This window comes from Lysinibacillus sp. FSL K6-0102, assembly GCF_038003545.1.
In the GTDB taxonomy this organism is placed as follows: Bacteria; Bacillota; Bacilli; order Bacillales_A; family Planococcaceae; genus Lysinibacillus; species Lysinibacillus capsici.
This window is the reverse complement of record NZ_JBBOPH010000001.1, coordinates 4,627,397-4,651,635: the sequence shown is the minus strand read 5'-3', so window position 1 is coordinate 4,651,635 and position 24,239 is coordinate 4,627,397. Positions and strand designations below refer to the sequence as shown.

The 24,239-nt window shown below is 38.9% G+C and carries 21 protein-coding genes and 1 other annotated feature; all 21 genes read left to right on the top strand.

The window, feature by feature from the left end:
- Positions 1–129: 129 nt before the first annotated feature.
- The 21 genes from rplK (at position 130) to rplW (ending at position 24,227) form a co-directional block, all read left to right on the top strand.
- Complete coding sequence (gene rplK / locus NYE73_RS23685) at positions 130–555, top strand: 50S ribosomal protein L11 (protein WP_004233593.1); 426 nt, start codon at positions 130–132, stop codon at positions 553–555.
- 116 nt (positions 556–671) lie between these two features.
- Complete coding sequence (gene rplA / locus NYE73_RS23680; RefSeq protein ID WP_004233594.1) at positions 672–1,370, top strand: 50S ribosomal protein L1; 699 nt, start codon at positions 672–674, stop codon at positions 1,368–1,370.
- A gap of 53 nt (positions 1,371–1,423) precedes the next feature.
- Positions 1,424–1,569 (top strand) — a sequence feature (ribosomal protein L10 leader region).
- 32 nt (positions 1,570–1,601) lie between these two features.
- On the top strand, positions 1,602–2,102 hold the full coding sequence (rplJ, locus tag NYE73_RS23675) for a 50S ribosomal protein L10 (protein WP_004233596.1): 501 nt from the start codon (positions 1,602–1,604) through the stop codon (positions 2,100–2,102).
- Between the two features lie 73 nt (positions 2,103–2,175).
- The gene (gene rplL / locus NYE73_RS23670) at positions 2,176–2,535 is read left to right on the top strand and encodes a 50S ribosomal protein L7/L12 (RefSeq protein ID WP_004233598.1); all 360 of its coding nucleotides are present in this window, start codon (positions 2,176–2,178) and stop codon (positions 2,533–2,535) included.
- A 76-nt stretch (positions 2,536–2,611) separates the two neighbouring features.
- Positions 2,612–3,214 (top strand): class I SAM-dependent methyltransferase, encoded by a 603-nt coding sequence (locus NYE73_RS23665; protein WP_036077767.1) that lies wholly within the window; start codon positions 2,612–2,614, stop codon positions 3,212–3,214.
- A 242-nt stretch (positions 3,215–3,456) separates the two neighbouring features.
- Positions 3,457–7,032 (top strand): DNA-directed RNA polymerase subunit beta, encoded by a 3,576-nt coding sequence (rpoB, locus tag NYE73_RS23660; RefSeq protein WP_175400790.1) that lies wholly within the window; start codon positions 3,457–3,459, stop codon positions 7,030–7,032.
- Between the two features lie 202 nt (positions 7,033–7,234).
- Positions 7,235–10,918, top strand: a complete 3,684-nt coding sequence (rpoC, locus tag NYE73_RS23655) for a DNA-directed RNA polymerase subunit beta' (RefSeq protein WP_048395560.1) — start codon at positions 7,235–7,237, stop codon at positions 10,916–10,918.
- 138 nt (positions 10,919–11,056) lie between these two features.
- Positions 11,057–11,305, top strand: coding sequence for a ribosomal L7Ae/L30e/S12e/Gadd45 family protein (locus NYE73_RS23650; protein WP_004233607.1), 249 nt, complete (start codon positions 11,057–11,059; stop codon positions 11,303–11,305).
- 99 nt (positions 11,306–11,404) lie between these two features.
- Positions 11,405–11,824, top strand: coding sequence for a 30S ribosomal protein S12 (rpsL, locus tag NYE73_RS23645; RefSeq protein ID WP_004233609.1), 420 nt, complete (start codon positions 11,405–11,407; stop codon positions 11,822–11,824).
- Positions 11,825–11,868: 44 nt separating this feature from the next.
- Positions 11,869–12,339: a 30S ribosomal protein S7 gene (gene rpsG / locus NYE73_RS23640; RefSeq protein ID WP_004233610.1), complete on the top strand. Its 471-nt coding sequence runs from the start codon at positions 11,869–11,871 to the stop codon at positions 12,337–12,339.
- Positions 12,340–12,381: 42 nt separating this feature from the next.
- A complete protein-coding gene (gene fusA / locus NYE73_RS23635) occupies positions 12,382–14,460 on the top strand; it encodes an elongation factor G (protein WP_048395562.1) in 2,079 nt (692 codons plus the stop codon).
- A 136-nt stretch (positions 14,461–14,596) separates the two neighbouring features.
- Positions 14,597–15,784 (top strand): elongation factor Tu, encoded by a 1,188-nt coding sequence (tuf, locus tag NYE73_RS23630; RefSeq protein WP_004233614.1) that lies wholly within the window; start codon positions 14,597–14,599, stop codon positions 15,782–15,784.
- 158 nt (positions 15,785–15,942) lie between these two features.
- Positions 15,943–16,623 (top strand): response regulator transcription factor, encoded by a 681-nt coding sequence (locus NYE73_RS23625; protein WP_081010943.1) that lies wholly within the window; start codon positions 15,943–15,945, stop codon positions 16,621–16,623.
- A gap of 15 nt (positions 16,624–16,638) precedes the next feature.
- Complete coding sequence (locus tag NYE73_RS23620; RefSeq protein ID WP_054548960.1) at positions 16,639–17,655, top strand: sensor histidine kinase; 1,017 nt, start codon at positions 16,639–16,641, stop codon at positions 17,653–17,655.
- Positions 17,656–17,751: 96 nt separating this feature from the next.
- A complete protein-coding gene (locus tag NYE73_RS23615; protein WP_048395566.1) occupies positions 17,752–18,513 on the top strand; it encodes an ABC transporter ATP-binding protein in 762 nt (253 codons plus the stop codon).
- Positions 18,503–20,482, top strand: coding sequence for an FtsX-like permease family protein (locus tag NYE73_RS23610; RefSeq protein WP_259950970.1), 1,980 nt, complete (start codon positions 18,503–18,505; stop codon positions 20,480–20,482). The genes NYE73_RS23615 and NYE73_RS23610 overlap by 11 nt, the downstream gene beginning before the upstream one ends.
- Positions 20,483–20,641: 159 nt before the next feature.
- Positions 20,642–21,952 (top strand): Na+/H+ antiporter family protein, encoded by a 1,311-nt coding sequence (locus tag NYE73_RS23605; RefSeq protein WP_259420055.1) that lies wholly within the window; start codon positions 20,642–20,644, stop codon positions 21,950–21,952.
- Between the two features lie 357 nt (positions 21,953–22,309).
- Entirely contained in the window at positions 22,310–22,618 is a 309-nt protein-coding gene (rpsJ, locus tag NYE73_RS23600) for a 30S ribosomal protein S10 (RefSeq protein WP_004233624.1), read from the top strand.
- 45 nt (positions 22,619–22,663) lie between these two features.
- Positions 22,664–23,293, top strand: a complete 630-nt coding sequence (rplC, locus tag NYE73_RS23595; RefSeq protein WP_004233625.1) for a 50S ribosomal protein L3 — start codon at positions 22,664–22,666, stop codon at positions 23,291–23,293.
- Between the two features lie 26 nt (positions 23,294–23,319).
- Positions 23,320–23,943, top strand: coding sequence for a 50S ribosomal protein L4 (gene rplD / locus NYE73_RS23590; RefSeq protein ID WP_004233626.1), 624 nt, complete (start codon positions 23,320–23,322; stop codon positions 23,941–23,943).
- Positions 23,943–24,227: a 50S ribosomal protein L23 gene (gene rplW / locus NYE73_RS23585; protein WP_004233628.1), complete on the top strand. Its 285-nt coding sequence runs from the start codon at positions 23,943–23,945 to the stop codon at positions 24,225–24,227. The genes rplD and rplW overlap by 1 nt, the downstream gene beginning before the upstream one ends.
- Positions 24,228–24,239: the final 12 nt, after the last annotated feature.

The window sequence follows — 24,239 nt, the reverse complement described above, 5'->3', positions numbered from 1 at the left end:
CAGACTGTCATACTTTTGTTTGACGTCTGTAATGATAATTTTAATGTTATCGGCACTTAGCTGACAGACAGATATTGAGTGGGAGGGGCAACCCAATTACCACATCACGGACTTAAGGAGGTGTGTCTCGTGGCTAAAAAAGTTATTAAAGTTGTTAAACTTCAAATCCCTGCTGGTAAAGCTAACCCAGCTCCACCGGTTGGTCCTGCATTAGGTCAAGCGGGTGTGAACATCATGGGATTCTGTAAAGAATTTAATGCGCGTACTGCTGATCAAGCTGGTCTTATTATCCCAGTTGAAATTTCAGTATTCGAGGATCGTTCTTTCACTTTCATTACAAAAACTCCACCTGCAGCAGTTCTACTTAAAGTAGCAGCTGGTATCCAATCTGGATCTGGTGAACCAAACCGTAAAAAAGTGGCAACGGTTAAACGTGATAAAGTTCGCGAAATCGCTGAAACTAAAATGCCAGACCTTAACGCTGCTTCAGTAGAAGCTGCTATGTTAATGGTTGAAGGTACTGCACGAAGCATGGGTATTGTTATCGAAGACTAATCCCATTTACTTGATGTTTTGTTTTTTGGAAGGTTGCGAAGTTTCTTTGTGAACACGCAACCTTTATTCGTGGGAGGTAAAATCCGCTATAACCACAATCAAGGAGGAAATATATAATGGCTAAAAAAGGTAAAAAACTGCAAGATGCAGCAAAATTAATTGATCGTAACGCACTTTACACTGCACAAGAAGCAATCGAACTTGCTCAAAAAACTAGCACAGTAAACTTCGACGCTACTGTAGAAGTTGCTTTCCGCTTAGGTATTGATACTCGTAAGAACGACCAACAAATCCGTGGTGCAGTAGTACTACCAAACGGTACTGGTAAAACTCAACGCGTATTAGTATTTGCAAAAGGTGAAAAGCTTAAAGAAGCTGAAGCAGCTGGTGCTGACTATGTAGGCGATGCAGAATACATCCAAAAAATCCAACAAGGTTGGTTTGACTTCGATGTAATCGTAGCAACTCCTGACATGATGGGTGAAGTTGGTAAACTTGGTCGTGTATTAGGGCCTAAAGGTTTAATGCCAAACCCTAAAACTGGTACAGTTACTTTTGATGTAACAAAAGCTATCGAAGAAATCAAAGCTGGTAAAGTAGAATACCGTGCTGATAAAGCTGGTATTATCCACGCTCCTATCGGTAAAGTTTCTTTCTCAGCAGAAAAATTAGTAGAAAACTTCTTAGCTGTTTTTGATGTAGTTCAAAAAGCAAAACCTGCTGCAGCTAAAGGTACTTACATGAAATCTGTAAATGTTACAACTACAATGGGTCCAGCGGTTAAAATTGACGCTTCTAACGTAGTAGTAAAATAATTTATATATATGTATTGACGATAGTGGCTATACGTGATACTATAGTTGCTGTTGTGAATTATCCATTTGTACCGTAGACAGTAGGAGTGACTTGTCACTTAATGTTCCTACCGAGGACATCGGAATTCAGATTCTTATTTAAAGATGATGACTTTCAGCCTCTGTGTCTATTTGACTCGGAGGCTTTTCTTTTGTCGGTATAAATGACCCATTCTAATAGGAGGTGTCATCATGAGCAAAGCAATCGAAAACAAACAAGTACAAGTTCAAGAGATTACTGAAAAATTCCAAGGCGCTGCTTCTGTAGTAGTTGTGGATTACCGTGGTCTTAATGTTGCACAAGTAACAGAGCTTCGTAAACAACTTCGTGAAGCTGGCGTTGAGTTCAAAGTTTACAAAAACACTTTAACTCGTCGTGCTGCTGAAGCTGCTGGCCTTGAAGGAATCAACGACGTATTAGTTGGTCCTAACGCAATTGCGTTCTCAAATGAAGATGTTGTAGCGCCTGCTAAAATCATCAACGAGTTCGCTAAGAAAAATGAAGCTTTAGAAATTAAAGCTGGTATTATTGAAGGTACTATTTCTTCTGTTGAAGATGTTAAAGCACTTGCAGAACTTCCATCACGCGAAGGTCTACTTTCTATGCTTTTATCTGTACTTCAAGCTCCAGTGCGTAACTTCGCACTTGCAACAAAAGCTGTTGCAGAACAAAAAGAAGAACAAGGCGCGTAATTTAGTACGCACTAATACTTCTGCGGCCTGATCGCAAAAAAATAAAACATTATCCAATTAGGAGGAAATTATAATGAATAAAGAGCAAATCTTAGAAGCTATCAAAGCTATGACAGTTCTTGAATTAAACGATTTAGTAAAAGCTATCGAAGAAGAATTCGGTGTAACAGCTGCTGCTCCAGTAGCAGTAGTTGCTGGTGGTGCTGCTGCAGCTGAAGAAAAAACAGAATTTGACGTAGTATTAGCATCTGCTGGTGCAGAAAAAATCAAAGTAATCAAAGTGGTTCGTGAAATCACTGGTTTAGGTCTTAAAGAAGCTAAAGAAGTAGTAGATAACGCTCCTAAAGCTCTTAAAGAAGGCGTTTCTAAAGATGAAGCTGAAGAAATCAAAGCTAAACTTGAAGAAGTTGGCGCATCTGTAGAAGTTAAGTAATCTCGCGTTACTTTTTAACAAAAGGAAAGCTCGTCATTTTGGCGAGCTTTTTTCTTCATTCTGAGGAGGCGTGAAAATGTCAGATCACTATTATACAAGTAAGCCTCAAACTGAAAGTAAACCACGTCACTGGACATTCAAGTTACTAGGGCATACGTTTTCATTCGAAACGGATGCAGGTGTATTTAGTAAAAGCGAAGTAGATTTTGGATCCCGTGTTTTAATAGACGCTTTTCAAATGCCTGATATTGATGGTGCGATTTTTGATGTAGGTTGTGGATACGGGCCGATAGGGTTATCGATTGCCAAAACTAATCCAGACCGTACCGTTTTTATGATGGATATTAATGAACGTGCAGTTGCGCTTTCGCAAAAAAATGCGCAAGTGAACGGTGTTCAAAATGTGCGAATATTTGTGAGTGACGGCCTATCGATGGTTGATAAAGATGTAGATGCAGCAGCTATCTTAACGAATCCACCAATTCGTGCGGGGAAGGAAACGATTTTCCGCTTTTACGATGGAGCTTACGATCGGCTAGTGTCTTCGGGTGAACTCTGGGTAGTCATTCAGAAGAAACAAGGAGCGCCATCGACAGTAAGTTACTTAGAAGAAAAGTTTTCAGAAGTCGATGTAGTAGAAAAGAAAAAAGGGTACTGGATAGTACGCGCAAAAAAATGAATGAAATATGTATAATTTATTGACTTGACAAATCGGCTATGATAATATGATACAATGCAAAAATATTATTTTGAGGTCGTATGCCCTTTTTGTATAGAATTGTTTTAATATGGGTATACTTGCCAAGATAAGTTTAGTTAACCGAAAATGAGATCTTTTTGAAGACTCGTTTTCTTTTTGTCTTTCGAAATCATACACTATTTGTATGATTTTGCAAAGACCTAATATCGCTTTATTGAGGGGTGAATGAGTTGACAGGTCAACTAGTTCAGTACGGACAACACCGCCAGCGTAGAAGCTTTGCGCGTATTAAAGAGGTGCTTGAGCTTCCAAATCTGATTGAGATTCAAACGGCGTCTTACGAGTGGTTCCTTGAAGAAGGTTTACGTGAAATGTTCCGTGACATTTCGCCGATCGAGGACTTTACAGGTAATCTTTCATTAGAATTCATCGATTATTCATTAGGTGAGCCTAAATATGATGTTGATGAGTGTAAAGAGCGAGATGTTACTTACGCAGCTCCATTACGTGTGAAAGTACGTCTTTACAACAAAGAAACAGACGAAGTGAAAGAACAAGATGTCTTCATGGGTGATTTCCCGTTAATGACAGAAACAGGTACGTTCATTATCAACGGTGCTGAACGTGTTATCGTTTCACAATTAGTTCGTTCACCAAGTGTGTATTTCCATGATAAAACTGATAAAAACGGTAAAAAAGGCTTTGGAGCTACAGTTATTCCAAACCGTGGTGCTTGGTTAGAGTATGAAACTGATGCGAAAGACGTAGTTTATGTGCGAATTGATCGTACTCGTAAGCTACCAGTAACAGTGTTACTACGTGCATTAGGTTTCGGTTCAGATCAAGAAATTATCGATATTATCGGTGATAACGAGTATTTGCGTAATACGTTAGAAAAAGATAACTCTGAAAGTACAGAAAAAGCGCTTTTAGAAATCTACGAACGTTTACGTCCAGGTGAGCCACCAACAGTAGAAAGTGCGAAGAGTTTATTATACTCTCGTTTCTTCGATGCTAAACGTTATGATTTAGCGAATGTTGGTCGCTACAAAATGAATAAAAAGCTTCACATTAAAAATCGTTTATTCAACCAAACGATTGCTGAAACGCTTGTAGATCCAGAAACAGGCGAAATTTTAGTAGAAAAAGGTACAGTACTAGATCGTCGTACTTTAGATAAAATTCTACCTTACCTAGAAGATTCATCAAAAGGTATTGGTTACCGCACTTTATCACAAGTCGGTGGAGTGCTTGAAGATGATGTAACCATCCAATCTATTAAGATTTATGCTCCAAAGGATGAAGCTCAAAAAGAAATTAATATCATTGGTAATGCGTACATTGATGAAGAAGTGAAGAATATTACACCTGCTGATGTTTTATCTTCAGTAAGCTATTTCTTTAACTTACTTTACCAAGTAGGTGCAACAGATGATATTGACCATTTAGGTAACCGTCGCCTACGTTCTGTTGGTGAGTTACTACAAAATCAATTCCGTATCGGTTTGTCTCGTATGGAACGTGTAGTACGTGAGCGTATGTCAATTAATGACACAGCTGCGATCGTACCACAACAATTAATCAATATCCGTCCAGTGATTGCGTCCATTAAAGAGTTCTTCGGAAGCTCTCAATTATCACAATTCATGGACCAAACAAACCCATTAGCAGAGTTAACGCATAAACGTCGTCTATCTGCATTAGGTCCTGGTGGTTTAACGCGTGAGCGTGCTGGCTTCGAAGTACGTGACGTTCACTACTCTCACTATGGTCGTATGTGTCCGATCGAGACACCAGAGGGTCCAAACATTGGGTTAATCAACTCATTATCTTCATTTGCCAAAGTTAATAAATTTGGCTTCATTGAAACACCTTATCGTCGTATTGACCACGAAACAGGTCGAGTAACGGAGCAAATTGATTATTTAACAGCTGATGAAGAAGATAACTACTATGTAGCACAAGCAAATTCACCGTTAAATCCAGATGGTACTTTTGTAAATGATGAAGTAGTAGGTCGTTTCCGTGGTGATAACACGGTATTCAATAAAGCGCAAATGGACTACATGGATGTATCTCCTAAACAAGTTGTCTCTGCAGCGACTGCATGTATACCGTTCTTAGAAAACGATGACTCGAACCGTGCACTTATGGGTGCCAACATGCAACGTCAAGCAGTTCCACTACTTAACCCAGAAGCACCATTCGTTGGTACTGGTATGGAACATGTTGATGCGCGTGATTCAGGTGCAGCTGTAGTAGCGAAGTATGATGGTATTGTTGAGCACGTTGAAGCTCGCTCTATCCATGTACGCCGCATTGAAGTTGTAGACGGCAAAGAGGTTAAAGGCGATTTAACAAAATATAAATTACAGAAGTTCATTCGTTCTAACCAAGGTACTTCATATAACCAACGTCCACTTGTAAAAGTAGGCGAACGTGTGAAACCTCGTGACATTTTAGCAGATGGTCCATCAATGGAAAAAGGCGAACTAGCTCTTGGACGTAACGTACTGGTTGCATTCATGACTTGGAACGGCTTTAACTATGAGGATGCTGTTATTATGAGTGAGCGCCTTGTAAAAGACGATGTCTATACATCTGTTCATATCGAAGAATATGAATCAGAATCTCGTGATACAAAGCTTGGACCAGAAGAAATCACTCGTGATATTCCAAACGTCGGAGAAGATGCACTTCGTAACCTAGACGAACGTGGTATTATCCGTATTGGTGCGGAAGTACGTGACGGTGACATTCTTGTTGGGAAAGTAACGCCTAAAGGGGTTACAGAATTAACTGCTGAAGAGCGTTTATTACATGCAATCTTCGGTGAAAAGGCTCGTGAGGTTCGTGATACTTCATTACGTGTACCACACGGTGCTGGCGGTATCATTCTTGATGTTAAAGTATTTAACCGTGAAGATGGCGATGAATTACCACCAGGTGTTAACCAATTAGTTCGTGCTTATATTGTTCAAAAACGTAAAATTCGTGTTGGGGACAAAATGGCCGGACGTCATGGTAACAAAGGGGTTATCTCTCGTATCTTACCAGAAGAAGATATGCCATTCATGCCAGATGGCACGCCTGTTGATATCATGTTAAATCCACTTGGTGTACCTTCCCGTATGAATATCGGACAAGTTTTAGAGTTACACTTAGGTATGGCTTCTCGTTATCTAGGCGTTCACATGGCAACACCAGTATTTGATGGTGCTAATGAAGAAGACGTTTGGGAAACAATGGAAGAAGCTGGGATGAACCGTGACGGTAAAACAATCCTGTATGATGGACGTTCTGGTGAACCATTCGATAACCGTGTATCAGTAGGTATCATGTATATGATCAAACTTGCTCACATGGTTGATGATAAACTTCATGCACGTTCAACTGGTCCTTACTCACTTGTTACGCAACAACCACTTGGTGGTAAAGCGCAATTTGGTGGACAACGTTTTGGTGAAATGGAGGTATGGGCACTTGAAGCTTATGGTGCTGCGTATACACTTCAAGAAATCTTAACGGTTAAATCTGATGACGTTGTTGGTCGTGTGAAAACATATGAAGCCATCGTTAAAGGTGAAAGTGTACCAGAGCCAGGTGTTCCTGAGTCATTCAAAGTATTGATTAAAGAACTTCAATCTCTTGGTATGGATGTTAAGATGTTAACAGTTAATGATGAAGAAGTAGAGCTTCGCGATTTAGACGAAGAAGACGATCTTCAGCCAGCTGATGCACTTAACATTGCACCACAGCCAGATACAGAAGAAGAGCCAGTAGAGTCTTTTGAATAATGGAAAACCAAATTCACAAATGTGAATATGGTCAAACTTATTTTTCAAATTAGCCGGGCAGGATTTAACGCCCTGCCTGGCTTTTTCTTTTAATAAATCATTCTATTTCTAATCCTTTGCCAAAGAGGCAATCTTTGCAAACGATTATCGAGCTGCGTAAAAGAGTCTTTATAAAGACCTATACTAGAGGGAGGTAGGCTCCTTGATAGACGTTAATGAATTTGAATATATGAAAATTGGTTTAGCATCACCTGACAAGATTCGTTCTTGGTCATATGGAGAGGTTAAAAAACCTGAAACAATTAACTACCGTACACTAAAACCAGAAAAAGATGGTTTATTCTGTGAGCGTATTTTTGGTCCAACTAAGGACTGGGAGTGTCACTGTGGGAAATATAAACGTGTACGCTATAAAGGCGTAGTTTGTGATCGTTGTGGCGTTGAAGTAACACGTGCTAAAGTTCGTCGTGAACGTATGGGACATATCGAATTAGCAGCACCAGTTTCTCATATCTGGTACTTCAAAGGTATTCCTAGCCGTATGGGTCTAATTTTAGATATGTCACCTCGTGCTCTTGAAGAAGTTATCTATTTCGCTTCATACGTTGTGATCGATGCAGGTGCTACTAATTTAGAAAGTAAACAATTACTATCTGAAAAAGAGTATCGTGCATACCGTGAAAAATTCGGTAATACATTCGAAGCATCAATGGGTGCAGAAGCAATCAAAAAATTATTAGGTAAAATCGACCTAGAAGATGAAACACAATCTTTAAAAGAGGAGTTAAAATCTGCTCAAGGTCAAAGACGTACTCGTGCCATTAAACGTCTAGAAGTTGTTGAATCTTTCCGTAACTCAGGAAACTCACCTGAATGGATGATTCTAGATGTACTACCTGTTATTCCACCAGAGCTTCGTCCAATGGTGCAATTAGATGGTGGTCGTTTCGCGACTTCAGATTTAAACGATTTATACCGTCGTGTAATTAATCGTAATAACCGTTTAAAACGTTTATTAGATTTAGGTGCTCCGAGCATCATCGTACAAAATGAAAAACGTATGTTACAAGAAGCTGTTGATGCATTAATCGATAATGGTCGTCGTGGACGTCCTGTAACAGGTCCTGGTAACCGCCCGTTAAAATCACTTTCACATATGTTGAAAGGTAAACAAGGTCGTTTCCGTCAAAATCTACTTGGTAAACGTGTTGACTACTCTGGTCGTTCGGTTATCGTAGTAGGTCCAAACTTAAAAATGTACCAATGTGGCTTACCAAAAGAAATGGCTATCGAATTATTCAAGCCATTCGTTATGAAAGAATTAGTAGAGCGTGGTCTTGCTCATAACATTAAATCTGCTAAACGTAAAATCGAACGTTTAAATAACGACGTATGGGATGTTTTAGAAGATGTTATCCGTGAGCATCCAGTATTACTAAACCGTGCACCAACGCTTCACCGTCTTGGAATTCAAGCATTTGAACCAACACTAGTTGAAGGTCGTGCTATTCGTCTTCACCCATTAGTATGTACAGCCTATAATGCTGACTTCGATGGTGACCAAATGGCGGTTCACGTACCATTATCAGCTGAAGCTCAAGCTGAAGCTCGTCTTCTAATGCTTGCTGCACAAAACATCCTGAATCCAAAAGACGGTAAACCTGTTGTAACACCTTCTCAAGATATGGTATTAGGAAACTACTACTTAACACTTGAACGTGAAGGCGCACGTGGTGAAGGTACTGTTTTCTATGGTCCAAATGAAGTTTTAATTGCCTATGATACAGGTCATGTACACTTGCATACACGTATCGCAATTAAAGCAAGTTCATTAAATAATCCGACATTCACTGAAGAACAAAATAATATGTTCTTATTAACAACTGTCGGTAAAGTAATCTTTAATGAAATCTTACCGGAATCATTCCCTTATATTAATGAGCCAACTGATTTCAACTTAGAGCAAGTAACACCAGAAAAATACTTTGCTAAGTTAACAATTGATGAAGAAACACTTAAAGAGCTTGAATCAGATAGTGCTTATAATAATTTAGATGAAAAAGGGAAAATTGATGCACAACGTACAGCTGTATTGCGTAAATACTTTGCATCAGTACCTGTTGTAAACCCATTCCGTAAGAAATTCTTAGGAAATATCATTGCTGAAGTATTTAAACGTTTCCACATTACGGAAACATCTAAAATGCTTGACCGTATGAAAAACCTAGGTTTCAAATATTCAACACGTGCAGGTATTACTGTAGGTGTATCTGATATCGTGGTATTACCTGATAAAGGTGAAATTTTAGCAGAAGCTCAAGAGAAAGTAGATAAAGTTCAAGCGCAATTCCGTCGTGGTTTCATTACTGAGGATGAGCGTTATGATCGCGTTATTTCAAGCTGGAGTGCTGCAAAAGATGAAATTCAAGCAAAGCTGATGAAGTCACTTGAGAAAACAAACCCAATTTTCATGATGTCTGATTCAGGTGCCCGTGGTAATGCATCTAACTTTACTCAGCTAGCTGGTATGCGTGGTCTGATGGCCAACCCGGCTGGTCGTATTATCGAACTTCCAATCAAATCTTCATTCCGTGAAGGTTTAACAGTATTAGAGTACTTCATCTCAACTCACGGTGCTCGTAAAGGTCTTGCCGATACAGCCCTAAAAACTGCCGATTCAGGTTACTTAACGCGTCGTCTTGTTGACGTTGCACAAGATGTTATCGTTCGTGAAGATGACTGTGGTACTGACCGTGGCTTAACGATTGGTGCACTAATGGAAGGCACAGAGTTAATTGAAGCTCTAGATGAACGTATTGTTGGTCGTCATACGAAGAAAACAATCTTCCACCCTGAAACTGGTGAAGTAATTCTTGCAAAAGACGGTTTAATCGACCAAGATATCGCTCGTGCAATTATTGAGGCTGGTATTGAAGAAGTGACAATCCGTTCAGCATTTACATGTAATACAAAACACGGCGTTTGTAAAAAATGTTACGGCATGAACTTGGCGACAGGTGAGAAGGTTGAAGTTGGGGAAGCAGTTGGTATTATTGCGGCTCAATCAATCGGTGAACCAGGTACACAGTTAACAATGCGTACATTCCATACAGGTGGGGTTGCCGGTGATGATATTACACAAGGTCTTCCACGTATCCAAGAGATCTTTGAAGCACGTAATCCAAAAGGTCAATCTGTTATTTCAGAAATTGCTGGTACGGTTTCAGATATCACAGAAATTCGTGAAGGCTTAAAAGAAATTACAATTCAAGGTGACGTAGAAACTCGTAAGTATCAAGCACCTTATAACGCACGTTTGAAAGTTATCGAAGGTGATAATGTAGAACGTGGTCAAGTTTTAACAGAAGGTTCTATCGATCCAAAACAATTGCTAAAAGTCAAAGACGTTTCAACTGTTCAAGAATATTTATTAAAAGAAGTTCAAAAAGTATACCGTATGCAAGGGGTAGAAATTGGGGATAAACACATTGAGGTAATGGTTCGCCAAATGCTTCGTAAAGTGCGTGTAATTGAAGCTGGAGATACAGAATTACTACCTGGCTCATTACTAGATATCCACCAATTCTCAGAGGCAAACGTAGACGCTGTTATGAATGGCAAAAACCCTGCAACTTGTCGCCCTGTTATCCTTGGTATTACAAAAGCTTCTCTTGAAACAGAATCATTCTTATCTGCAGCATCGTTCCAAGAAACAACACGTGTGTTAACAGATGCAGCAATTAAGGGTAAACGTGACGAACTTCTTGGATTAAAAGAGAACGTAATTATCGGTAAACTTGTTCCTGCAGGTACTGGTATGCAACGTTATCGTCAAATCCGCATCGAAAAAGATGAGCTTGACACAGAAGTCGTTTCTGCTGAATAAACATTAAATTAGGCCGAAGAGATGCATATTTTCATCATCTCTTCGGACTTTTTCAAGATATTAGTTGACAGTGTAAATGAGTAATGATAATATATTGAAGGTTGATAGTTAACTGTCTGTACTTCGGAGGATATGTAAATGTCTTATGATAAAGTAAGGGCTAGTCAAACAATCATAGGTACAAAGCAAGCAGTAAAAGCAATGCGAGCTGGTTCAGTGAAAGAACTTTTTGTGGCACTTGATGCAGACAATTGGGTAACCGATTCGGCCATATCTTTCGCGAGAGAAATCGGTATACCAGTTATTCTTGTTGAGTCCAAAAAGGAACTGGGCAAAGCCTGTGGAATCCATGTTGGAGCTGCGGTAGTTGCGATTACTGTAGAGTAGTTTTTGTGTAAAATGCACAAAGACTTTGTTTTTACCCAAAAAATGAACCACCTGGATGTGTGGTATTAAAAAAAGAAGGAATGAAGGGAGGAAAAATCGATGCCTACAATTAACCAATTGGTACGTAAGCCTCGTAAATCTAAAATCACGAAATCAAATTCACCAGCGTTAAACAAAGGATATAACTCATTTAAAAAATCTTTAACTGATGTTAAATCTCCACAAAAACGTGGTGTTTGTACTCGTGTAGGTACAATGACGCCTAAAAAACCAAACTCAGCGTTACGTAAATACGCTCGTGTACGTTTAACTAACCAAATCGAGGTTACAGCGTACATTCCTGGTGAAGGCCACAACTTACAAGAGCACAGTGTTGTTCTTATCCGTGGCGGTCGTGTAAAAGACTTACCGGGTGTTCGTTACCATATCGTTCGTGGTGCTCTTGATACTGCTGGTGTAAACGGTCGTATGCAATCACGTTCTTTATACGGTACAAAACGCCCTAAAGAAAAAAAATAATTTAAATCCCACTATATATTTACTCAATGAAAGGAGGAAAACACATGCCTCGTAAAGGTCCTGTTTCCAAACGTGACGTGTTACCAGATCCAATTTATAATTCAAAACTAGTAACTCGTTTAATCAATAAAATGATGATTGATGGTAAAAGAGGTACTTCTCAAAAGATTTTATACGGTGCGTTCGAACTAGTTAAAGAACGTTCTGGTCAAGATCCAATCGAAGTATTCGAAGCTGCTCTAAATAACGTAATGCCAGTTCTTGAAGTACGTGCTCGCCGTGTTGGTGGTTCTAACTACCAAGTACCAGTTGAAGTACGCCCAGAACGTCGTACAACTTTAGGTCTTCGTTACCTAGTTAACTATTCTCGTCTTCGTGGTGAAAAAACTATGGAAGAGCGTTTAGCTAACGAAATCCTTGATGCTTCTAACAACACTGGTGCATCAGTTAAGAAACGTGAAGATATGCACAAAATGGCAGAAGCGAACAAAGCATTCGCTCACTACCGTTGGTAATCTAAACATAGCATAAGCCCAATATGGAAGGAGAAATACCTAATGAAACGCGAATTCTCACTAGAGAATACTCGTAATATTGGGATCATGGCTCACATTGATGCTGGTAAAACAACAACAACTGAGCGTATCCTTTATTACACAGGTAAGATTCACAAAATCGGTGAAACTCATGAAGGCGCTTCTCAAATGGACTGGATGGAGCAAGAGCAAGAACGTGGTATCACAATCACTTCTGCTGCGACAACAGCTCAATGGAAAGGCAACCGCGTAAACATCATCGATACTCCTGGACACGTAGACTTCACTGTAGAAGTAGAACGTTCTTTACGTGTACTTGACGGCGCAGTAACTGTACTTGATGCTCAATCTGGTGTTGAACCTCAAACAGAAACTGTATGGCGTCAAGCTACAACTTACGGTGTACCACGTATCGTATTCATTAACAAAATGGATAAAATGGGTGCAGATTTCCTATATTCTGTAGGTACTTTACACGAGCGTTTACAAGCAAATGCTCATCCAATCCAATTACCAATTGGTGCGGAAGATGAGTTCAAAGCAATTATTGACCTAGTTGAAATGGATGTAACTTACTACGATAACGAAGAAGGTACAGCATTACGTGAAGGTCAACCAATTCCTGAAGAATTCCAAGCGCAAGCTGAAGAATACCGTGAGAAGTTAATCGAAGCAATCGCTGAAGTTAACGAAGAAATCATGGAAAAATACTTTGCTGGTGAAGAAATTACAAAAGAAGAGCTTAAAGCGGCTATCCGTAAAGCGACAATCGCTGTAGAATTCTACCCAGTAATCTGTGGTACAGCATTCAAACACAAAGGTGTTCGTAAAATGCTTGACGCAGTTATCGATTACTTACCATCACCGGTTGATGTACCAGCTATTAAAGGTACAACTCCAGATGGTGATGAAACTGAACGTCCATCATCAGACGAAGCGCCATTCTCAGCTTTAGCATTTAAAGTTATGACTGACCCATTCGTAGGTAAATTAACGTTCTTCCGTGTGTACTCTGGTGTTCTTGAATCAGGTTCATACGTACAAAACTCTTCAAAAGGTAAACGTGAACGTGTAGGTCGTATCCTACAAATGCACGCTAACAGCCGTGAAGAGATTTCAAAAGTATTTGCTGGTGATATCGCAGCTGCTGTAGGTCTTAAAGATACAACAACTGGTGACACTCTTTGTGAAGAGAAAAACCTTGTTATCCTTGAGTCTATGGAGTTCCCAGAACCAGTTATCTCTCTTTCTGTAGAACCAAAATCAAAAGCTGACCAAGATAAAATGGGTCAAGCTTTACAAAAACTACAAGAAGAAGATCCAACATTCCGTGCACATACAGACCAAGAAACTGGTCAAACAATTATCTCAGGTATGGGTGAGCTTCACCTTGATATCTTAGTTGATCGTATGCGCCGTGAATTTAAAGTAGAAGCTAACGTAGGTGCTCCAATGGTATCTTACCGTGAAACATTCCGTGGCTCTGCTCAAGTTCAAGGTAAATTCACTCGTCAATCAGGTGGTCGTGGTCAATACGGTGACGTATGGATCGAGTTCTCTCCAAATGAAGAGGGTAAAGGCTTTGAATTCGAAAATGCTATCGTTGGTGGTGTAGTACCACGTGAATATATTCCAGCTGTAGAAGCAGGTCTTCGTGACTCGCTTGACCGCGGTGTAATCGCTGGTTACCCATTAATCGACATCAAAGCGAAATTATTCGATGGTTCATACCATGATGTTGACTCAAACGAAATGGCATTTAAAATCGCTGCATCAATGGCACTTAAAGCTGCTGCATCAAAATGTAGTCCAGTTCTTTTAGAGCCTATGATGAAAGTTGAAGTTGTAATTCCTGAAGAATATCTTGGTGATATCATGGGTAACATCACTTCTCGCCGTGGTCGCGTAGAAGGTATGGAAGCTCGCGGTAACGCTCAAGTTGTTCGTGCGATGGTTCCACTTTCAGAAATGTTTGGATATGCAACAACTTTACGTTCTGCAACGCAAGGTCGCGGTGTATTCTCAATGGTATTCGATCATTATGAAGAAGTACCAAAATCAATCTCTGAAGATATCATCAAAAAAAATAAAGGTGAATAATTGAAATTTCATCTTGCATAAAGTATAACTAATTTGTAAGCTATGATTGCAGGATAGGGGATGGGCCCGTTCTCTATCAGCATTCATTCTATAAATTTTAAATCTAAAACATACAATTTTGAGGAGGCAATCTCTAATGGCTAAAGAAAAATTTGACCGTTCTAAAACGCATGCTAACATTGGTACAATCGGACACGTTGACCATGGTAAAACTACTTTAACTGCTGCAATCGCTACAGTTCTTTCTAAAAAAATGGGTGGTACAGCTAAATCTTACGCTGATATCGATAACGCTCCAGAAGAAAAAGAACGTGGTATCACAATCAATACTTCTCACGTAGAATACGAAACTGAAACTCGTCACTATGCACACGTTGACTGCCCAGGACACGCTGACTATGTTAAAAACATGATCACTGGTGCTGCTCAAATGGACGGCGGTATCTTAGTAGTATCTGCTGCTGACGGCCCAATGCCACAAACTCGTGAACACATCCTTTTATCTCGTCAAGTAGGTGTTCCATACTTAGTAGTATTCATGAACAAATGTGATATGGTTGACGACGAAGAATTATTAGAATTAGTAGAAATGGAAATCCGTGACCTACTATCTGAATATGACTTCCCAGGTGACGATATTCCTGTAATCAAAGGTTCTGCTCTTAAAGCTCTTGAAGGTGAACCAGAATGGGAAGAAAAAATCGTTGAATTAATGGACGCTGTAGATTCTTACATCCCAACTCCAGAACGTCAAACTGACAAACCATTCATGATGCCAGTAGAGGACGTATTCTCTATTACTGGTCGTGGTACAGTTGCAACTGGCCGTGTTGAACGTGGTCAAGTTAAAGTTGGTGACGTAGTTGAAATCATCGGTATCGCTGAAGAAGCTAAATCTACTACTGTAACTGGTGTAGAAATGTTCCGTAAATTATTAGACTATGCTGAAGCTGGTGACAACATCGGTGCTTTACTACGTGGTGTTGCTCGTGAAGAAATCCAACGTGGTCAAGTATTAGCTAAACCAGGTTCAATTACTCCACACACTAACTTCAAAGCTGAAGTTTACGTTTTATCAAAAGAAGAGGGTGGCCGTCATACTCCATTCTTCTCTAACTACCGTCCTCAGTTCTACTTCCGTACAACTGACGTAACAGGTATCTGTAACTTACCAGAAGGCGTTGAAATGGTAATGCCTGGTGATAACATCGAAATGACAGTTGAACTTATCGCTCCAATCGCTCTTGAAGAAGGTACTAAATTCTCTATCCGTGAGGGTGGCCGTACTGTAGGCGCTGGCGTAGTTGCTTCTATCCAAAAATAATTTTAGCTCTTGCTAATTCCAAACCAATCTGTAGGGACGCCTACAGATTGGTTTTTTGTGTTAAAATAAAGAAAAATTAGAGTTTTAATTAGTGTATGTGTACATAACCACAAGCATGTCCTCTAGCGTAAATAATTAAAGGGAAAGGGGAACTGAGTATGGACATGAAAATTTTGCTGATTGAAGATGATCCTTCTATTTTTAGCATGATTCAAGAACGTTTTGAGCAGTGGTCACTAAACGTGGTTGGACCTAAAAATTTTCAGAAGGTGATGGATGACTTTATAGAGGAGAAGCCCCATCTCGTGCTAATTGATATTCAATTGCCTGCCTATGACGGCTTTCATTGGTGTCGTGAAATTCGTCATTTATCCAAAGTGCCAATCCTTTTTCTTTCTTCCCGAGATCACCCGATGGATATGGTGATGGCTATGCAAATGGGAGCTGATGATTTTATTCAAAAGCCTTTTCATATGGAAGTTTTACTCGCAAAAGCACAGGCTATTTTACGTAGAACCTATGATTACGTTGAAGAAAAAATGGATGTTACACGTTTTAACGATGCCATAATTGATTATGCGAGAAGTGAAATTATGTATAATGGTACCATTGCTTCTTTAACAAAAAATGAACTTTTTATTTTAAGAATATTAGTGGAGCAGGCTAATCATATCGTTTCAAGAGACGAGCTAATGAGAAAACTATGGGATGACGAACGTTTCGTAAACGATAATACTTTGTCTGTAAACGTTAATCGGTTACGTACAAAGCTAGAGGATATTGGTTTACATGAGGTAATACTAACAAAAAAGGGACTTGGTTATATGGCAGTATGCTGAGGGATGTGAGGGGAATTGTTATTATTATTTATTAGAGAACGCTTTGCTTGGATAGGATTTTTTATTTTTACTCTGATAATTCTAAATGTGCTGTTTTCTTTAGATGTTGGTTTAAATGGGGTTTCTATTTGGTATGTAAACGTTAGTTTACTTGTATGTTTTATACTCTTTTTTTGGTGTCGCTATGTCATCGAAGTTGGGAAATTAAAAGATTTCCTGGGAAATATGGATAGCCACCTTGATGATGCACATAGAAATAGTTTAGCTTTATCTCCTTTTCAAGAAGTATACTTTCGAAAAATGGAGGATGCATTTTTTGAAAAGAATTTAGAGTTAAATCAAGCCAAAGTGCAGATACAAGAACATTCTGATGAACTATTAGCTTGGGTCCATGAAGTAAAAGCACCTTTAACTGCCATTAATTTAATGTTTGAACATATTGAGGATTTACAGCTACGTCGAAAATTAGAGAATGAATGGCTAAGACTACATCTTTTGGTTGATCAACAACTGCATCAAACAAGATTATACGCTATTGAAAAAGATAATTATTTAAATGAGATTGAACTGAAGCCCATTATTTATAAAGAAATCCGAGCTATGCAAGCTTGGTGTCTTGAAAAAGGCATTGGCTTTGAAATTGGTGAACTGACAGAGATGGTTATGACAGATGGCAAGTGGCTAGCTTTTATTATTCGACAAATTCTTTCGAATGCCATCAAGTATAGCCCAGTAAATTCTGAGATAACAATCTTTACAGAACATGATTCTACAGGTGCAACATTACTACATATTAAAGATATAGGTAGGGGTATACCTTTAGACGATTTACCTAGGATTTTTCAAAAATCTTATACAGGAACAGCGGGAAGGGAATCCTCTCAATCTACAGGTATGGGTCTCTATTTAGCATCTAATGTAGCCCATAAAATTGGTATTCGTATTAATGTTCAATCTAAAGTTGGTGAAGGCTCGCTATTTACACTACGTTTCCCCTTACAAAATGAATATGCGAAACTAACAGGTAGATGACGAAAATGTCACCTACCTTTTTATATTGTCATGTAAAACGCACGAATGATTAGGTTTGACAGGGTACACTTGAACTATAGAAAGGGGCGTTATGAAGTGACAGTTTTAATAGGACGTAAAATAAAGAAAGTGTATGGAAAAAAATCAACGGCTCAGGAAGTATTAAAGGGTATTGATGTAGAAGTGAATAGAGGAGAATTTGTAGGTATTATGGGACCTTCTGGCTCTGGTAAAACAACGCTTTTAAATGTCTTATGCTCAATTGACTTTGCGACAGAAGGTGTTATTGAGATAAACGGTCATAGTTTACGTGGTATGAAAGAAAAGGCTTTAGCAAACTTCCGAAGAGAGCAGCTGGGATTTATATTTCAAGACTATAATTTATTAGATACCTTGACAGTAAAAGAAAATATTCTTCTACCGTTAGCCATCAGTAAGTTACCAAAAGCTGTTGCCGAAAGTCGAGTGAAGGAACTCACTTCTTTGTTGGGAATCACGGAAATTTTAAATAAATACCCCAACGAAATATCAGGTGGACAAAAACAGCGTACCTCTGCTGCACGTGCACTTATTACCAATCCGTCATTGGTATTTGCAGACGAGCCCACTGGTGCACTAGATTCTAAATCAGCTACAGCCCTGCTTCAAAATCTACAAAATATAAATGAAACAAAAGAAGCGACAATTATGATGGTTACACACGATGCTGTAGCTGCAAGTTTCTGTACACGTGTGTTATTTCTAAAGGATGGCCTTATCTATAGTGAACTTTATAAGGGCGATAAAACAAGGCAGGCCTTTTTCAAAGAAATCATGCATACACAAAGTGTGCTAGGCGGTGACGGGTATGAGTCTTAGTAAGTTAGTACTTCGAAGTATGAAGAAAAATATGAAGCACTACTATCTATATTTCTTTGCACTTATTTTTAGTGTTACCTTATACTTTTCGTTTGTCACCTTGCAAAATAATACGGAGGTGTGGGCTGCTGTTCAAATGAGTGGAACAGCTACGGCCGGATTTAAGGCAGCAACTTATATTCTTTATTTTATCGTTTTGTTCTTCGTTCTGTATGCAAACCATTTATTTATGAAGCGTCGTAGTAAGGAAATAGGTTTGTATCAACTGATCGGTATGACTAAGGGGCTAATCGTGCGTTTATTAGCGGTTGAAAACATTCTCTTATTTGTTGGAGCCGTTATTATAGGTATGTTGGCAGGCTTCTTTAGTTCTCGTGTCTTTGCAATGATTTTGCTTCGAGTGCTTGAAAAAGAAGCTCTTGTAACCATGACTTTTAGTACACAAGCATTAATGCAGTCGATGATTGTTTTTACTATCTTATTGATCATTGTTCTTATACAGATGGCTTGGATGATTCATCATGTGTCATTGTTATCATTATTTAGTGCAGCAAAACAAGCAGATGAGCGTGTGAGACGCTTTAGTGCGTTCCAGATGGTTATTGGCTTTTTGGGTCTTATACTGATTGTTTATGGCTACTATGCATCGACAAAGTTGTTCGATATCGAATCTGCTGGTAATTTATTTATCAATATGATAATTATTTTAGCTACTACAATTGGTGGAACATTCCTTGTTTTTCGTTTCTCTGTAGCATTTATTATGAATACTATTCGCCTAAAGAAAAAAGGGCATTTATCCATAAAGGATGTATTAGCATTAACGCCCATCATGCATCGCATGAAGAGCAATGCAAAGTCATTAACGCTAATCACCGTGTTAACAGGCGTTTCTCTAGGCGTGACGACTCTTTCCTATATCGCCTACTACTCCTCGGAAGCATCTGCATATAGCCAAGTACCTGGTGATTTCATATTGCTTGAAGAGCAAGGGGAGGGATTTTTAGAGAAGTTAGAGGAAAATAATATTGCTTATGATAAAATTGACTACCGTCTTCAGGGAGTAACCGCTGCTGTAGGTCAATTGATGTCTAAAAAACAGCAGGATAACCCTTTATATACAATAGAAGGCACAATTTATACCATTCCGCTTTCAGATTACCAGCAGAGTGTTCCAGAAGCTAAGCTTTCAGGGAATGAGGTTATCTTAACAAACTATGGTGGTTATATGGCTGAAATGTTCCCGTTAGAGAAAGATCATGATTTAGTAGTATCTGCAGGAGAACTTGAAGAAACTTTTCATGTCGTTGATATCCACGATAAAAGCGTGATAAGTGGTATTGTAACGGCTGGGGGTGGTGGACCTATCTTTGTTGTGACAGATGATATGTTTAAAAGTTTAACTACACAGGCAGCTCTTTATCCTTGGCATCATCAAACAACAATTACTTTAAAATCTAACGAAGATATTGCAACAGCAGAAAAATTATATATTCAATCAAATGCAGGTATTATTACGGCTGTAGATGATAAGGGGCAGACAAAGCAATATACACAATCATCCTATGAAGGAAAACGTAAAGACAATATTGAATCATTGGGTCTTACCATCTTTACAACAGCATTTTTAGGGTTAGCGTTTTTAATGACCACAGGTAGTATTCTATACTTTAAACAAATGTCTGAGGCGGAGGAAGAACGTGATTCCTATACAATCCTACGAAAGATTGGTTTTGCTGAAAAAGATATCATGAAGGGTATTTATATGAAACAGGCCTTTAATTTCGGTGTTCCATTAGTTATTGGGTTATTGCATAGCTACTTTGCTGTTAAGTCAGGATGGTTTTTATTTGGGACAGAGTTAACAGCTCCCTTGTGGATTGCAATGTGCTGTTATATAGCTTTATATACGATTTTTGCTATTCTATCGGTAGGCTACTATAAAAAGGTTGTACGTCAGTCGTTGTAATATTAAATAAGAGGAAACTCGGAAACAGTGTGGTGGCTATCATTACACTGTTTTTTTAGTGCAAAAAATATAGAAGTTACAAAAAACCTTGACTTTCAATTATCAGAATAATAAAGTTTAACATGTTAGTAATTTAGTGTATGAAAGTAGAGTGTAACAATGAATGCAGTAATTGCGGCTGTTGCCGTTATGTTAATATTAAGCTTGCTTCGCATCAATGTAGTTCTCTCGTTAGTTCTAGGAGCATTTGTAGGTGGTCTAACTAGTGGGATGGGCATTGAGTCAACAGTCCAATCATTTACAGAGGGATTAGGAGCAGGAGCAACCATTGCATTAAGTTATGGCTTACTTGGTGGTTTTGCAATCGCCATTGCCAAAACAGGAATACCCGAATTAATGATAGCCGGGATGTTAAAAATATTAAAGGGTGAAAGTAATAGAAAAGGACTTGTGAAGGTATTAATTTTCTTCCTTATTTTTGTGATGTCTATTTTATCTCAAAATGTTATTCCTATTCATATTGCCTTCATTCCATTATTAATACCTCCTATTTTAAAGATTTTAAATATGCTAGAAGTCGATCGACGTATAATTGCAACGTTGATTGCAGTAGGCTTAATTGGTACTTATAGTTTTGTACCTGCTGGTTTTGGAGCAATCTTTCAAGATATCGTTGCTACACAAGTGTCAGAGGCAGGAATGGCTGTTTCTTCACGTGATGTCCCTGCAGCAATGGGTATTCCCGTATTAGGAATGCTAATCGGATTGATAATTGCCTTCGCTGTATACCGCAAACCAAGACATTATAAGCATAGTGAAGTGGAGACGGAATCTTTAAATGTAAACGTCAGCAAATTCATTATGTTTTCTACAGCTCTGGCACTAGTAATATCACTATGCGCTCAAGTGTTAACAGACTCAATGATTGTAGGCTCGTTTGCAGGTATTATGATTATGTATTTTACAGGTGCTCTTAAATGGAGAGAAGCAGATGATATTCTTTCTGAAGGAATGAAGATGATGGCCTTTATTGGCTTTGTTATGATTGCGGCAAATGGTTTTGCGGCGGTAATCAATGCAACAGGTGATGTGGACAGCTTAATTACAAATTCACTCACTGTATTAGAAGGAAATAGAAGTCTTGCTGTCTTCATCATGTTAGTCATAGGATTAGTTGTGACGATGGGGATTGGTTCGTCCTTCGCTACAGTGCCTATAATCGCGACACTATTTGTTCCGCTAGCACAAGGTTTAGATATGAGTCCTTTAGCGATATTATGCTTAATCGGTACAGCTGGTGCTTTAGGAGACGCAGGTTCTCCAGCATCCGATTCTACATTAGGGCCAACAGCAGGCCTTAATGTTGATGGCCAGCATCATCATATTTGGGATACCTGTGTTCCTACGTTTATTTTCATTAACATACCACTAATCCTGTTTGGTTGGATTGCTTGTGTGTTCTTTCTATAATAAGGAGGTAGTTTCTATAATTATATAGAAACTACTTTTTTCTTTTTTGAGTTATTTGAAATGTGCGAAAATGTTGATATGACAACCTTAAGTGTTGCAATATGTATAGAAATTTTATATACTAATAAACGGCTTAATAAAGCGAAGAAATAGTAGTACTAAGAATATCTGCAACATTTAAAAGAATTTAGCGAAAAGACTTGCTTATTCTTTTTTTATTGTATATAATGTTGAATGTTGGTCTTTGACTGCGATGAAGCGAGAGGTTGCCGACACACCCGGCCGCTTTGCCATGGCGGTGTGTGGGAAAATTTTCGTGGAGAATGTCTAGAAAATAGGCGAGAAGGAGGGAAAATAATGGCAAAACAAAAGATTCGTATTCGTTTAAAAGCGTATGATCACCGTATTTTAGATCAATCTGCTGAGAAAATTGTGGAAACTGCAAAACGTTCAGGTGCAAGTGTATCAGGTCCGATTCCACTTCCAACTGAGAAGTCTGTGTACACAATTCTTCGTGCGGTTCACAAGTACAAAGATTCTCGTGAACAATTCGAAATGCGTACGCATAAACGTCTGATCGATATCGTTAACCCAACACCACAAACTGTTGACGCGTTAATGAAACTTGATTTACCATCTGGCGTTGATATCGAAATCAAACTTTAATGGTAAAAACAATATAACTTTTAAAACTTACAGGAGGTGTGACAAATGGCTAAAGGAATCTTAGGTAGAAAAATTGGTATGACACAAGTTTTCGCTGAAAACGGCGATTTAATCCCGGTAACAGTTATCGAAGCTACTCCAAACGTAGTTCTTCAAAAGAAAACTGTTGAAACAGACGGCTACGAAGCAATTCAAGTTGGTTTCGAAGACAAGCGCGTTAAGCTTTCTAACAAACCAGAACAAGGTCACGTAGCAAAAGCGAACACTGCTCCTAAGCGCTTCATTCGTGAATTCCGCAACGTGAACGTGGAAGAATACGAAGTTGGTCAAGAAGTCAAAGTAGAAATTTTCGCAGAAGGCGATGTAATCGATGTAACAGGAGTTACTAAAGGTAAAGGTTTCCAAGGTGTTATCAAACGCCACGGACAATCTCGTGGTCCTATGGCCCACGGTTCTCGTTACCACCGTCGTCCTGGTTCAATGGGTCCAGTTGCTCCGAACCGCGTATTCAAACAAAAGAAATTACCTGGTCAAATGGGTGGCAATGTAGTTACAATCCAAAACTTAGAAATCGTGAAAGTTGACACAGATCGTAACTTACTACTTGTTAAAGGTAATGTTCCTGGTTCTAAAAAAGCTCTAGTTACAGTAAAAACTGCAATTAAAGCTAAGTAATCACTTAAGGAAAGGAGGAAACAGGAATGACAAAAGTATCTGTACTTAGTCAAACAGGTGCTTCAGTTGGTGAAATCGAATTAAACGATGCGATCTTCGGAATCGAGCCAAATGAAGCAGTATTATTCGACGCAGTAGTTGCTCAACGCGCTTCTCTTCGTCAAGGTAATCACAAGGTTAAAAACCGTTCTGAAGTTGCTGGTGGTGGTCGTAAACCATGGCGTCAAAAAGGAACTGGTCGTGCTCGTCAAGGTTCTATCCGTTCTCCACAATGGCGCGGCGGTGGTATCGTATTCGGTCCTACTCCACGTAGCTATTCTTATAAATTACCTAAAAAAGTTCGTCGTTTAGCTCTTAAATCTGCTTTATCAGCTAAAGTAGTAGAACAAAACTTCTTAGTTCTTGATGCTCTAACTCTAGCAGCACCAAAAACAAAAGAATTCACAAAAATCCTTAAAGATCTTTCTTTAGAGAAAAAATCTTTATTCGTAACTGCTGACCTAGATGAAAACGTAGCATTATCTGCTCGTAACATCCCAGGTGTAACAGTTTTAACTGCAAACGGAATCAACGTTCTTGATCTATTAGGTCATGATAAAGTTGTATTCACTAAGTCTGCAGTAGAAAAAGTTGAGGAGGTGCTTGGATAATGGAAGCACGTGATATTTTAAAACGTCCGGTCATTACTGAGCGTTCTTCAGAACTTATGGCAGAGAAAAAGTATACTTTCGAAGTAGACACTCGCGCTAACAAAACTCAAGTAAAAGACGCTGTAGAAGAAATCTTTGGCGTAAAAGTTGAGAAAGTAAACGTTCTTAACTACAAAGGTAAATTCAAACGCGTAGGCCGTTACGGTGGTTACACTAACAAACGTCGTAAAGCGATCGTTAAACTAACTGCTGATAGCAAAGAAATTGAATTATTCGAAATGTAATCCTAACGGATT

Excerpts from the sequence above, each read along its gene's own strand:
- NYE73_RS23625 (WP_081010943.1), top strand. The coding sequence starts at position 15,943 with ATGGACATGAAAATTTTGCTGATTGAAGATGATCCTTCTATTTTTAGC.
- NYE73_RS23665 (WP_036077767.1), top strand. The coding sequence starts at position 2,612 with ATGTCAGATCACTATTATACAAGTAAGCCTCAAACTGAAAGTAAACCA.
- rpsL (WP_004233609.1), top strand. The coding sequence starts at position 11,405 with ATGCCTACAATTAACCAATTGGTACGTAAGCCTCGTAAATCTAAAATC.
- rplC (WP_004233625.1), top strand. The coding sequence starts at position 22,664 with ATGGCTAAAGGAATCTTAGGTAGAAAAATTGGTATGACACAAGTTTTC.
- rplD (WP_004233626.1), top strand. The coding sequence starts at position 23,320 with ATGACAAAAGTATCTGTACTTAGTCAAACAGGTGCTTCAGTTGGTGAA.
- NYE73_RS23610 (WP_259950970.1), top strand. The coding sequence starts at position 18,503 with ATGAGTCTTAGTAAGTTAGTACTTCGAAGTATGAAGAAAAATATGAAG.
- rplW (WP_004233628.1), top strand. The coding sequence starts at position 23,943 with ATGGAAGCACGTGATATTTTAAAACGTCCGGTCATTACTGAGCGTTCT.
- fusA (WP_048395562.1), top strand. The coding sequence starts at position 12,382 with ATGAAACGCGAATTCTCACTAGAGAATACTCGTAATATTGGGATCATG.
- rpsJ (WP_004233624.1), top strand. The coding sequence starts at position 22,310 with ATGGCAAAACAAAAGATTCGTATTCGTTTAAAAGCGTATGATCACCGT.
- rplA (WP_004233594.1), top strand. The coding sequence starts at position 672 with ATGGCTAAAAAAGGTAAAAAACTGCAAGATGCAGCAAAATTAATTGAT.
- rplJ (WP_004233596.1), top strand. The coding sequence starts at position 1,602 with ATGAGCAAAGCAATCGAAAACAAACAAGTACAAGTTCAAGAGATTACT.
- NYE73_RS23605 (WP_259420055.1), top strand. The coding sequence starts at position 20,642 with ATGAATGCAGTAATTGCGGCTGTTGCCGTTATGTTAATATTAAGCTTG.
- NYE73_RS23650 (WP_004233607.1), top strand. The coding sequence starts at position 11,057 with ATGTCTTATGATAAAGTAAGGGCTAGTCAAACAATCATAGGTACAAAG.
- rplL (WP_004233598.1), top strand. The coding sequence starts at position 2,176 with ATGAATAAAGAGCAAATCTTAGAAGCTATCAAAGCTATGACAGTTCTT.
- rpsG (WP_004233610.1), top strand. The coding sequence starts at position 11,869 with ATGCCTCGTAAAGGTCCTGTTTCCAAACGTGACGTGTTACCAGATCCA.
- tuf (WP_004233614.1), top strand. The coding sequence starts at position 14,597 with ATGGCTAAAGAAAAATTTGACCGTTCTAAAACGCATGCTAACATTGGT.